Consider the following 11,990-nt stretch of genomic DNA (forward strand, 5'->3'; position numbering starts at 1 on the left):
ACCCGATTGACCACCGATGAAGGGACTCATGCTCGGCAGCCCGGTTCCAATGTATCGGGAGGGCATAGGTTGCCCGCCTTCAGGCCTATGGCTCCGACGTCAGGACTTCAGTCATACCCTGTTCGGACCTTGGTCTGGCAATCGACGAAGCGATGGCCGCCATTTTGTTTCGATGCAGAAAATGCGGGAACATTAGTAGGCTCTTACGAGTTCACTCCCAGCAACTAGTTCGGGAGAGATACGGTGAACAACATAATCTGGCTCATCGGAGCAGTCGTTATCGTGATTGCGATACTGAGCTTCCTGGGCTTCCGATAAACGTGGCAGCTGAATTGCGGTCGGAGCCTATTGCCATCTGCGCCTTGTAGGCATCGCTTTCGCGTTGGCCGGGCGCTTTGCATGTGGGCTTTGGCGTTCGCTCTCAGGTGGCGCTTAAATTCCTTCTCTTCGAACCTTACAGAATGCGCGTCGCAAGCAGGTCGCAAGGGCGACGGTCCTATTGCAACAGTCGGATCGACGCCATCGCCGACGAAATCAACAAAGCATGCTGCGTCAGCTCGCCTCGCGCATCGCCTCGGCGGCCTGCAGATCGACCGAGACCAGTTGGCTGACGCCCTGCTCGGCCATGGTCACGCCGAACAGGCGGTTCATGCGCGCCATCGTGATCGGGTTGTGGGTGATGATGACGAAGCGCGTCTCGGTGGTCGCGGCCATTTCGTCCATAAGGTTGCAGAAGCGTTCGACATTGTGATCGTCGAGCGGCGCGTCGACTTCGTCGAGCACGCAGATCGGCGCCGGATTGGTCAGGAACACGGCAAAGATCAGCGACATCGCCGTCAGTGCCTGCTCGCCGCCGGACAGCAGCGTCATGGTCTGCGGCTTCTTGCCGGGCGGACGTGCCAGGATTTCGAGCCCGGCTTCGAGCGGGTCGTCGGATTCGATCAGCTGCAGTTCGGCCGTGCCGCCACCGAACAGATGCGAGAACAGCCGCTGGAAATGGCCGTTGACCACCTCGAAAGCGGCAAGCAGCCGTTCGCGGCCTTCGCGGTTCAGGCTCTGGATCGCTTGCCTGAGCTTGCGGATCGCCTCGATGATGTCCTCGCGCTCGGAGACGATGGTCTCCAGCCGGTCCGACAATTCCTTCTGCTCTTCCTCGGCGCGCAGATTGACGGCGCCGAGCCGCTCGCGCTCAACCTTCAGCCGGTCGAGCTGGCGCTCGATCTCGGCCATTTCCGGCATCGGGCTGTCGGCTTCCAGGCCAGTATGGCGAATGACCAGATGCGGCGGCGTGTTCAGCGTTTCCTGGATGCGCGCCTCGACCTCGAGCCGGCGCTCATCGGCGGCGGTCAATCGCTCTTCGGCGCGGACGCGGGTTTCGCGGGAATCGGCCAGCGACTGGATGGCCGCGGTGGCGGCCTTGTCCAGCTCGGCCTGCTTGTTCTCGGCCTCCTGCAAACGGTCGGCGGCCGCCTTGCGCAAGGTCTCGGCCTCGGTCAGCTGCGACAGCAGCGCGCGCCGCCTGGCGTCGATCTCGTCGGGGGCGTCGGCCAGCGTTTCGCGCTCGGCCTCGGCCTCGGCCCTGCGCTCGCCCAGCGAGGCAATCTGCGTCGAGGCGTTTTCGGCCCGCTGCAACCAGTTGCTGCGCTCGGCGCCGATGGCGTCGAGCCGGCGCGTGCGCGCCTCGGCTTCGCGGCGCAGGCCTTCATGGACGGCGCGCGCGTCGGCCAAGGTTGCGCGATCGCGGCTGACATTGGCGGCGGATTGTTCAAGCTGCAATTGCAGGTCGCCGAGATCGGGGGCGTCCTGCAGCAGCATTTCGGCCTCGGCGAAGGCGGCGGCCGTTTCTTCATGGCTGTCGACGATTCGCGCGCGCGCCTCGTCCAGGGCGGCGCGGCGGCTTGCCAGCTCGCCACCGGCCTTTTCGGCCTCGGCCAGCGCGCTGCGGGCGGCGTCCAGGCCGTGCTGGGCATCGCGCCCGGCCTGGCGGGCGTTGCGTTCGGCCTCGCTCGCCTCACGCAGCGCCTGTTCGGCCTGGGCAAGGGCAGCCTCTGCCTCACGCATCATCTGCGTCGCCTGCACCGCCTCGGCATCGAGCTCGGCCAGCCGGTTCTTCTGCGCCAGCCTCTGCGCGGCCGCGGTCGGTGCATCGGCGCTGGCGGTCAAGCCATCCCAACGCCACAGCGCGCCGTCACGGCTGACCAGCCGCTGGCCGGGGGCAAGCAGCGTCTGCAGGCGTTTGCCGTCCGCCGCATCGACGATGCCGATCTGCGCCAACCGGCGGGCAAGCTGCGAAGGCGCGCGCACCACGCTGGCGAGGCTCTTGAGGCCTTCCGGCAAAGCCGCATCGCCTGGTTCAACCTGGCTTTCGCCCCAATGCACCGGCGCGCTGCGGTCGAGCGGCACGTCGAGATCCTCGCCAAGCGCAGCACCGAGGGCCGTCTCATAGCCGCGTTCGACGCTGAGTTGCTCCAGTACCGACGGGAAAAGATCGCCGCTGGCGGCATTGAGGATCTTGGCCAGCGTGCGGGCTTCGGTCTCGATGCCGGCGAGTTCGGCCCTGGCATCCTGCAGCGGCGGACGGGCGGCACTCTCGGTGGCGCGCGCCTCGGCGACCGCCTGTTCGGCAGCAATGGCGCCGGCCTCGGCTTCCTCCAACCGGGCGAGCGCGTCCTCGACCAAAGCGCGCTTCTCGGCGGGATCGGGCAGGCCGGCGACTTTCGAGACGATCTCCGATAGCTCGCGGTCGACATCGGCCAGCTGGCGGGCAAAGCGATCGCGGCGTTCGGCGGTGTCGCGCAGCGTGCGCTCGATCTGGTTGCGCGAGGCGGCGGCCTCTGCTCGTTCGGCGGTCAGCGCCGCGAGCTTTGCTTCGCTTGTTATAAGCGTTGCGCCGGCCTGCTCGAAAGCGGCCCGCGTCGTGGCTTCGCGCTCGGCGGCGCCGGCATTGTCTGAGTTGAGCGTGGCTTCTTCCTCGCGCAGGCGCTCAAGAATATCCGCATTGTCGCGGACCATGCGCTCCTCGCGGGCGATGTCGCCGTCGAGCTGCTGCAGCCGGCGCTCGAGTTCGGCCTGGCGGGCGCGGATGCGGCCTGCCTCCTCCTCGATCTGCGCCTTGGCGATCGACAGGCGCTGGAAGGCGGCAGCCGCGGCGGCCTCGGCATCGCGCAGATCGGGCAGCCGGTGGGCACCGATGCCTTGCTCACGGGCGGCAGCCATCTGGGCGGCGGCGCGGTCGCCGACCAGAGCTGTGGCAACCGCCAATGCCGACCGCGCATCGCCCTCCTGGGTTTTGGCCAAGGTCCAGCGCAGATGCAAGAGCGTGGCTTCCGCCTTGCGGATATCGGCCGACAGGTTCTTGAAGCGCGATGCCTGGCGCGCCTGGCGCTTCAGGCTTTCGATCTGGCTTTCCAGTTCGCCGACGACGTCGTCCAGCCGTTCCAGATTCTGTTCGGCCGCCTTCAGCCGAAGCTCGGCCTCGTGACGGCGGGTGTGCAGGCCGGAAATGCCGGCGGCTTCTTCGAGCAGCGCGCGGCGCGCCTGCGGCTTGGCCTGGATCAGTTCGCCGATGCGGCCCTGTCCGACCATGGATGGCGAGCGCGCGCCGGTCGACTGGTCGGCGAACAGAAGCTGCACGTCCTTGGCGCGGGCTTCCTTGCCGTTGATGCGGTAGAGCGAGCCGGCTTCGCGCTCGATTCGGCGCGACACTTGCAATTCATCGGCGTCGTTGAAGGCGGCGGGCGCGGTCCGGTCGCTATTGTCGAGGAACAGCGTGACTTCGGCGGTGTTGCGGGCCGGGCGCGTTCCCGAGCCGGAAAAGATCACGTCGTCCATGCCGGACGCGCGCATGTTCTTGTATGAGCTTTCGCCCATCACCCAGCGCATCGCCTCGACAAGGTTCGACTTGCCGCAGCCATTCGGCCCGACAATGCCGGTCAGGCCGCGTTCGATGACGAACTCGCCGGGTTCGACGAAGGACTTGAAGCCGAGGAGGCGAAGGCGCGAAAACTTCATTCGCGCCTGCCTGGAAGGCACAAAGGTGCGCTGACGCCAAAGCGCAGTCGCTCCGGCGCCGCCTGGACGTCAGAGCAGAGGGTCGATGATGGCCGATATTTCCTCAATCGACATCGCACCTTTGTAGGTTTTCCCGTTGATGAAGAAGGTCGGTGTCGAGTCGACCTTGAATTCATCGGCGCCGCGCTTCTGGACCGATCTCACATCGTCCAGAAGTTTCTGGTCCGTCAAGCAGGCCTCGAAGGACTCCTGTGTAAAACCGGCGAGCTTGGAGATCTGCAGCAGCGCATCCTTGGTATTGTTGACGCCGACCCAGTTGGCCTGCTGCTTGAACAGCACGTCGACCATCGGGAAATAATTGTCCTTCGAACAGCGCGCCAGCATGAAACCGGCCTCGGCGCTCGGATCGAACGGGAATTCGCGCAGGATGTAACGCGCCTTGCCGGTGTCGATGTATTTGGTCTTCAACTCAGGGAAGGTGGTCGCCGCGAAATGCGCACAATGCGGGCAGGTCATCGACGCATATTCGACGATGGTGACCTTGGCGTCATCCTTGCCGAGCTGCTTGTCGGGCAAAGCGCCGGGCTTCAGCAGTTCGGCCATGTCGACATTGCCGGAAGACTCCGGGACCTTGACGGCGGCCGGAGTGGCAGGCGTCGAAGCAGGCACCGCGGGAGCCGCAGGCTTCACATCCGCTGCTTTGGCATCCTCGCCTGAATCGCTGCATGCGGCGAGCATAGCCACTGCCGGAATGACGGCCAGCGAAGACAGGAGGTTTCTGCGGGACAAGCTACGGTTCATGCGAATCACCTGACTGTGGTTTGATTTTGCAACGCAAAGGCTAGAAAAGGCGAGAGTTGGCGGGAATTAAGGCATCGCCGTCCCCATTCCAATCGCCAAACTCTACATGCAGGATCACGAATGCGCGAGATAGATGACGCGTTCATGACCGACTGATTACCGGTTGATTACCTTGGCCGCTTCCTTTGGCCAAGAATTGTGGCGCCAAGACGCTCCAGCGAGGCGCGCAAGCCTTCATCCTCGATCTTGCCGACGGTATCGGACAATTTGGCCTTTTCGACAGAAGTCAGTGCTCTCGGCGTCGGTTTCGGCCGGGCTTTGTCCCTCAGCACCGGCTTTTGCACGATCCGGATCCTGCCGATCGCGTTGAAGCCGAGAAAGGCATTGACGCGGTTGATGATCTCGCCGGTCTCGTGCTGTAGGTGCAGCGCGGCCATGCCCTCGCAGGCGATGACCAGCACCGCCGGCTCGAACGGATCGTCCTCATGCATGCGGCGCGGCCACTGGATTTTTTCGGGGCGCGAATGGCCGGCGAGTCTGGGGCCGGCGATCTCTTCCCATGACTGCACCAGCCCGATCGAAATGCCGGCCCGCTTGCGCAGCACGGGGTCGAGGATCGCGGTCGCGAGATCGCTCACCGGAACGGGATTGCCGTAAGGCGTTCTCCCTGCCATGTACGTTCTCCAGCCACGCTCCTCACCAGCCTAGAGCCAGCCCGCGATCAATGGCACTGCACGAACAGACCCGCAAGGCCGCATCCGGACCAACTCTATCGGGAGAGATCGCCGCGCGTCTGCTTGCCTGGTACGACGCGCACCATCGCGAACTGCCGTGGCGGATCACGCCGCACGCCGCGGCCGGCGGTGCACGGCCGGACCCCTATCGCATCTGGCTTTCGGAAGTGATGCTGCAGCAGACCACGGTCGAAGCGGTAAAATCCTATTTTCGCGCCTTTGTCGAGAAATGGCCTGATGTGAAGGCGCTGGCGGCTGCGCCGGCCGAGGATGTGATGAAGGCCTGGGCCGGGCTCGGCTATTATTCACGGGCGCGCAACCTCAAGGCCTGCGCCGATCTGGTTGCGAGCCAGGGCGGCCGTTTTCCCGACAACGAAACGGGATTGAGGGAATTGCCGGGGATCGGCGCCTATACGGCGGCGGCGATCGCGGCGATCGCCTTCGACCGTCCGGCGGCGGTCGTCGACGGCAATGTCGAACGTGTCATCTCGCGGCTCTATTCGATCGCAACGCCGCTCAGCGAGGCAAAGCCTGAAATCCGCGCGCTCGTCGAAAGACTGGTTCCGCAGACAAGGCCGGGCGACTTCGCCCAGGCGATGATGGACTTGGGCGCTACGATCTGCACACCAAGACGGCCGCGCTGCATGCTGTGCCCGGTGCGCGAGGATTGCAGCGCCATCCTGTCCGGCGACCCCGAGCGCTTTCCGGTCCGCCTGCCCAAGGTTGACAAACCACTCAGGCGGGGTGCCGCCTTCGTCGTCGAGCGCGGCGACGGCGCCATCCTGCTGCGCAAGCGGCCTGACAAGGGCCTGCTCGGCGGCATGACCGAGGTGCCGACCACAGGTTGGACAGCGCGGATCGACGGCGCAACCACTTCGGAGGCAGCGCCCTTCGCTGCGGACTGGCGGCGCGCCGGAGAGATCGCGCATGTCTTCACCCATTTCGCGCTCGAACTCGAAGTCTTTCACGCTCAAGTGAAAAGTGATGCGCCGGAAGGGCATTTCTGGTCGCTGGCCCATGACATTTCCGGAGAAGCGCTGCCGACGGTCATGAAAAAGGTCATCGAAGCAGCGATACCGGGCGCAACCAAAAAGCACCGCCCCATTGACTAGCATTCGCTTTGAAAGGCCCGAAATGACTGAAATCCGCCATATCGTGTTCGACATCGGCCGCGTCTTGCTCCACTACGATCCGAACATTCCGTTCAGCCGCCTCATTCCCGATGCCGAAGAGCGCAAGTGGTTCTTCGACAATGTCTGCACGCATGACTGGAACATCGAGCAGGATCGTGGCCGGACGTGGGAAGAGGCGGAAGCGCTGCTGATCGCGGATTACCCGGATCATGCTGAAAACATTCGCAATTTCCGGCGCTATTGGAACGACATGGTGCCGCATGCCTATGAGGACAGCGTCGCCATCATGCTCGGCCTGATCGAGAGCGGCCGCGACGTGACCATGCTGACGAACTTCGCCGCCGACACGCTTGCCGAGGCAAGACTGCGCTTCGATTTCCTTAGCCGCCCGCGCGGCGTGACCGTGTCGGCCGATATCCGTGAGATCAAGCCCGACCGCGCCATCTACGACCATCACGTGGTCGCGTTCGGCCTGGAGCCCTCCGCCACGCTGTTCATCGACGACAGCCCCAGGAATGTCGACGGAGCCAGGGCGGCTGGCTGGAATGCTGTGCTGTTCACAGATGCAAAAACGCTCAAGGCGGACCTTGAGCGGTATGGCATCGCGACCTGAGCTACGCAGAGGGGTCGAGGTAGCGCTTTATGGCGCCCCCCTCTGCCCTGCCGGGCATCTCCCCCACGAGGGGGGAGATTGGCAGCCTCGCCGACGGCTCTTTCTTACAACGTTGAAGGTTGGCGAAAACAATGAAGCGCGCGATCTCCCCCCTCGTGGGGGGAGATGGCCGGCAGGCCAGAGGGGGGCGCCGTAGGGCGCCGACCTTTATGTGGTAGCGTCAGGCCCCTGCCCGTTCCATGCCGAGCCTGGCGATGCGGCGCAGTTCGTCGATCGGGGTCAGGCCGCCCGAGCGCTCATAGTGCCAGAAGGTCCAGCCATTGCAGGCGTCCAGGCCCTGCACTTCGGCGCCGATCTTGTGGATCGAGCCGGCGCTGTCGCCGATCGCCACCGTGCCGTCGGCGCGTACCTTGGCCGACCAGCGCTTCTTGGCATCGTAAAGCGTGGCGCCGGGCTGCATAAGCCCGGTATCGATGAGGCTGACAAAGGCGACGCGCGGCTGGGCGCGCTTGCCGGTGAGCACGGTGAGATCGGCGGTTTCCAGCGGCCGCACGGCATCGATGCGCTCATTGGCGGCGTCGATATAGGCCTGCTCGCGCTCGATGCCGACGAAATGGCGGCCAAGCCGCTTGGCCACGGCGCCGGTTGTGCCGGATCCGAAGAACGGGTCGAGCACGATGTCGCCCGGCTTGGTCGAGGCCATCATGATGCGGGCGAGCAGCGCTTCCGGCTTCTGCGTCGGATGCAGCTTGTCGCCATTGTCGTTCTTCAGCCGCTCGCCGCCAGTGCAGATCGGGAACAGCCAGTCGGAGCGCATCTGGATGTCGTCGTTCGATGCCTTCATGGCTTCGTAATTGAAGGTATAGCCCTTGCCCTTCTGGTCGCGCGAAGCCCAGATCATGGTCTCATGCGCGTTCTGGAAGCGGCGACCGCGGAAATTCGGCATAGGGTTGGTCTTGCGCCAGACGACATCGTTGAGGATCCAGAAGCCGAGATCCTGCATCTTGGCGCCGACGCGGAAGATGTTGTGGTAGGAGCCGATGACCCAGATGGTGCCATTCGGCTTCAGCACGCGGCGTGCCGCCAGGAGCCAGGCGCGGGTGAAGGCGTCATAGGCCTCGAAACTCTCGAACTGGTCCCAGTCATCGTCGACGGCGTCGACCTTGGACTGGTCGGGCCGGTGCAAATCGCCGTCGAGCTGCAGATTGTAAGGCGGATCGGCGAAGATGACGTCGATGGATTTTTCCGGCAGCCGGTCGAGCGCGGCGACACAATCGCCCTTGAGGATCGTGTCCAGCCACTCGGATTGCTGGGGGGCGTGGGAGAGGTCGGCGACAAGACGCACGGCAGACATTTTTACACCCAAGGCACGCGTTACTGTTTACTCCCCGTTATGGTTACCGATCAGCGTAAATATTCGGTGAAGGACGCAACGGTCCAGGCAGCCCTGACGTCGTCAATTTGCGCAGCCCGGCCCGTTGGTGTATGTCGCGCCGCTTGAGCCTTGCCGGGCCTCCATCACCCTCCCTCGTTCGGATTGCCATGCCCCAGCCAGATCTTGTCATCTTCGATTGCGACGGCGTGCTCGTCGATTCCGAAATCATCGCAGCCCGCGTCGAGGCCGAATTGCTGACCTTGGCCGGATATGAAATCTCGGCTGAGGAATACGCCGAAACCTATGCCGGACTGACCTTCAAGGACATCATGATGCGGGTCGAGCAAAAATCCGCCATCCCGTTCCAGGCCTCGATGATCGACCGGGCCGAAGAGCTGGTCGACCGCAAACTGCGCAGCGACGTGCGCGCCATCGACGGCGTGCGCGAGGCGGTCGCCGCGGTCACCGCGCCGCGCTGCGTCTGCTCGAACTCACGCTTGGAGCGGATCGAGTTCATGCTCGAGAAAGTGGGCCTGCTGCCGTTCTTCGCCGGCCGGATTTTTTCAGCGCTGGAAATACCAAGCAAGAAAACCAAGCCCGCGCCGGATGTGTTCCTGATCGCGGCGCAGCAACTCAACGCCAATCCGGCAAACACCTTCGTCATCGAGGATTCGGTGCACGGCGTCACCGGCGCCAGGGCCGCCGGCATGCGCGTGATCGGCTTCACCGGCGCCGCGCACAGCTATCCCGGCCATGCCGATGTGCTGACCGAAGCCGGCGCCGAAACCGTCATCCGCCGATGGGCCGAACTGAAAAGTGTGATTGCCGCTCTGTCGGAGTGGTCGGACGCCTGAACCGATCAGTCCTTAGCTTTGGCCGACTTAGCCGGTTTCTTCTTAGCCATGTTGTAGGCAATCGCGGCGCGGACGAGCGCTTTCAGCGCATCCGCATCGATCTCGTCGCCCTCCGACACATCGATGGCGCGCCACACCTTGCCGTTGAGCCCGTTGTTGAACAGCCTGTCGGGATCCGGCAGGCTGGCACCGTGAGAAAAGGTCAGCTTCACCTTGTCCTTGTGAGCGTTGCCGACGGCGATCATGCCGTCGCGTGACCATACCGGGCTGCCCATCCACTTCCACTCCTCGATGATTTCCGGGTCGGCGTCGAGGATGGTCTTGCGCAGGCTGGCCAACGTCTTGCCCCGCCAATCGTCCAGCTCCCGGATTCGGGCATCTATCCGCTCGGAGGCAGAGGCGCCTCCCTCGTCCTTGCTCGACATGCTGATCTTCATGGTCTGCCTCCGTTCACATCTTCTCGCCGGGCAATCGGCTGGCCTGCTTCACCCAGGAGGCGAAGCGGGCTTCGTCGATCTCTTCGCCTTCATGGATGTCGAGATACCGCACTTCCTTTTGCCTGGAACGGCCGGGAGGCACAGGATCGAGCGACGTGCCGCGAAAGAAGGCGACTTTGACGTATCTGGTGAAGCAATGCAGGCTGAGGAACCAACCGTCGCCCTCGATGCCATAGAACGGTGAGTTCCACTTCACCGCCTTGTAGACGCCGGGGACGGCGCTGACGATAAGTGCGTCGATCCGGCGCCCGACATCGCTTTTCCAGCCCGGCATGGCAGCAATATACGCCTGCACCGGAGCGTCCCCATAGGCCTTCGGGATCTGCGGGTTGCCGCCCGAAAGCAGGACCGGCTTTTCCGGCTTGTCTGGGGCCGGTTTTGCGACCTTCGATTTTCCCGGCGCCTTGGCCATGTCCTACCCTTGCGCGCCCTGCTCGCCACGCGATCTCGCGACGTAAGGCAGCACGAACATGTAGAGGCCGCTGAACAGCAGCAGGAATAGCGGCAGCAGCGGCGAATAGACCACCCAGGCCGGAGGTTGCCCGAACGCCATGGTGATGAAATTGGCTGCCACGGTCAGCGTGAAGATGATCGACAGCCAACGATGGGTTTGACGTATCCATTTGCTCAAGTTCATTGCAACTTCCTCTTGAAACCAGCGCCTACCAACGCGCCAGTTGGGTGATCTGGATGAGATTGCCGCAGCTGTCGTTGAGCTGGGCGATGGTCGAGCCGGTCACTTCTGTCGGCGCCATGGCGAACGCACCGCCGCGTCCCTTGATGCGCTCGTAATCACCCTTGACGTCGTCGGTGAACAGCATGAGCGCGGGCTGCCCCTGCTTGAAGATGGCCTGCTGGTAGGCCTTGGCGGCCGGGTTGTCGTTGAGCGCCAGCTGTAGCTCGGCTCCCTCGGGCTCATCGGGTGAGATGACGGTCAGCCAACGAAAAGGCCCATTGCTGAAGTCGGCCTTCACAGCAAAGCCCAGCACGTCGGTGTAGAAGCGCAGTGCGTTGTCCTGGTTGTCCACATAGACGCTGGTCAGCTTGATCTTCATCGATTTCCTCCTTTTTGCATTCGGTGCCCCGCGATCAGGGCATGGTACCGGCAGGCTTCAATCCGGCTTCGCCAGGACCTGCTCCAGCTTGGTGAGGAATTGCTGCCACCCGGCCCTGGCGCCGCCATAGGCCTGCTTCTGGCTCGGATGGAAACCCGACTGCTCGACGCGCAGATGGGTCCCCGTGCTGGTGGGCGTGAGCGTGAACGTCACCACGCTCTTCAGATTGTAGGCGGCATCCTCATGCGAAAAATCCCAGCTGTAGGACAGCGTCCTGCCTTGCTCGATGGCCAGCACCTCGCAATCGAGCACGCCGCCCCAGTCGCCGCGAAGATTGAAGCTGTGGCCGACGACAGGCTTGAAATCGTTCTTCATGAGCCATTCCTCCATCAGATGCGGCTGCGTCAACGCGCGCCAGATCTTCTCCGCCGGCCAGGATATTTCACGTTCGACGACGACGGTGCGCAGCTCGGGATTGCTCACTGGTCCATCCTTTTCAGCAGGTTCTCGAGATCATCGAAGCGGCTCTCCCAGAATCCTGTCATTTGAACTGTCCAGTTGGTCAGCGGACCAAGTGCCTCGGGCTGCGCGCTGTAGTGGGTCTGGCGTCCGGCGTGGCGGTCACGCACCAGGCCGGCCAGCTTCAGGACGCCGAGATGCTTCGACACCGCCGGTTGCGAGACCCCGGACTGCGCCGTCAGCGCCCCCACGGTCTGCTCACCTTGGCGGCACAAGCGCTCGAAGATGGCCCGCCGGGTCGGGTCGGCAAGCGTTCTGAACAAAGTATCGTGGGCGTCCGGCATCGGGATCAATAACCTGCGAGCTATTGATTGACGTATAACCGCCGGGATATGGATGAGTCAAGTGCGCTGGCGGAATGGATCGAGATTAAAGCGCAGACGCGACCTGCCGCAGGC

The 11,990-nt window shown here is 63.7% G+C and carries 13 protein-coding genes; 3 read left to right on the top strand and 10 right to left on the bottom strand.

Annotated elements, in window-relative coordinates; all coding sequences use genetic code 11:
• Window positions 1-552: 552 nt before the first annotated feature.
• The 3 genes from smc to X727_RS148320 form a co-directional block, all read right to left on the bottom strand.
• Complete coding sequence (gene smc / locus X727_RS148330; protein WP_023834462.1) at window positions 553-4,011, bottom strand: chromosome segregation protein SMC; 3,459 nt, start codon at window positions 4,009-4,011, stop codon at window positions 553-555.
• Window positions 4,012-4,080: 69 nt separating this feature from the next.
• Window positions 4,081-4,812: a DsbA family protein gene (locus X727_RS148325; RefSeq protein ID WP_023687169.1), complete on the bottom strand. Its 732-nt coding sequence runs from the start codon at window positions 4,810-4,812 to the stop codon at window positions 4,081-4,083.
• A gap of 167 nt (window positions 4,813-4,979) precedes the next feature.
• Window positions 4,980-5,486, bottom strand: a complete 507-nt coding sequence (locus X727_RS148320; protein WP_023687168.1) for a DUF721 domain-containing protein — start codon at window positions 5,484-5,486, stop codon at window positions 4,980-4,982.
• Between the two features lie 50 nt (window positions 5,487-5,536).
• Here X727_RS148320 and mutY point away from each other — a divergent pair, with 50 nt between their 5' ends.
• A complete protein-coding gene (gene mutY / locus X727_RS148315; RefSeq protein ID WP_023834463.1) occupies window positions 5,537-6,658 on the top strand; it encodes an A/G-specific adenine glycosylase in 1,122 nt (373 codons plus the stop codon).
• 22 nt (window positions 6,659-6,680) lie between these two features.
• On the top strand, window positions 6,681-7,292 hold the full coding sequence (locus X727_RS148310) for an HAD family phosphatase (RefSeq protein ID WP_023668391.1): 612 nt from the start codon (window positions 6,681-6,683) through the stop codon (window positions 7,290-7,292).
• Between the two features lie 220 nt (window positions 7,293-7,512).
• Here the strand turns inward: X727_RS148310 and X727_RS148305 are convergent, their stop codons facing one another.
• Window positions 7,513-8,646 (bottom strand): site-specific DNA-methyltransferase, encoded by a 1,134-nt coding sequence (locus X727_RS148305; protein WP_023834464.1) that lies wholly within the window; start codon window positions 8,644-8,646, stop codon window positions 7,513-7,515.
• 188 nt (window positions 8,647-8,834) lie between these two features.
• On the opposite strand from X727_RS148305, the gene X727_RS148300 reads away from it, so the two are divergent.
• Entirely contained in the window at window positions 8,835-9,521 is a 687-nt protein-coding gene (locus X727_RS148300) for an HAD family hydrolase (RefSeq protein ID WP_023698533.1), read from the top strand.
• 5 nt (window positions 9,522-9,526) lie between these two features.
• Here X727_RS148300 and X727_RS0134075 read toward each other — a convergent pair whose 3' ends face one another.
• Genes X727_RS0134075 through X727_RS148275 form a run of 6 tightly spaced genes read right to left on the bottom strand, consistent with a single transcriptional unit; the run spans window position 9,527 to window position 11,876 of the window.
• Window positions 9,527-9,958, bottom strand: coding sequence for a DUF1801 domain-containing protein (locus tag X727_RS0134075; RefSeq protein WP_245274176.1), 432 nt, complete (start codon window positions 9,956-9,958; stop codon window positions 9,527-9,529).
• 13 nt (window positions 9,959-9,971) lie between these two features.
• Window positions 9,972-10,430 (bottom strand): DUF1801 domain-containing protein, encoded by a 459-nt coding sequence (locus tag X727_RS148295; protein WP_023732088.1) that lies wholly within the window; start codon window positions 10,428-10,430, stop codon window positions 9,972-9,974.
• Between the two features lie 3 nt (window positions 10,431-10,433).
• Complete coding sequence (locus X727_RS148290) at window positions 10,434-10,655, bottom strand: hypothetical protein (RefSeq protein WP_023668396.1); 222 nt, start codon at window positions 10,653-10,655, stop codon at window positions 10,434-10,436.
• Window positions 10,656-10,680: 25 nt separating this feature from the next.
• Entirely contained in the window at window positions 10,681-11,073 is a 393-nt protein-coding gene (locus X727_RS148285) for a VOC family protein (RefSeq protein ID WP_023668397.1), read from the bottom strand.
• Window positions 11,074-11,130: 57 nt separating this feature from the next.
• Window positions 11,131-11,556, bottom strand: coding sequence for an SRPBCC domain-containing protein (locus X727_RS148280; protein ID WP_023816778.1), 426 nt, complete (start codon window positions 11,554-11,556; stop codon window positions 11,131-11,133).
• Window positions 11,553-11,876 carry a metalloregulator ArsR/SmtB family transcription factor gene (locus tag X727_RS148275; protein ID WP_023698528.1) on the bottom strand — a complete coding sequence of 108 codons (324 nt, stop codon included), beginning with the start codon at window positions 11,874-11,876 and terminating at the stop codon, window positions 11,553-11,555. The genes X727_RS148280 and X727_RS148275 overlap by 4 nt, the downstream gene beginning before the upstream one ends.
• Window positions 11,877-11,990: the final 114 nt, after the last annotated feature.

This window comes from Mesorhizobium sp. L103C105A0 (genome assembly GCF_000502215.1).
In the GTDB taxonomy this organism is placed as follows: Bacteria; Pseudomonadota; Alphaproteobacteria; order Rhizobiales; family Rhizobiaceae; genus Mesorhizobium.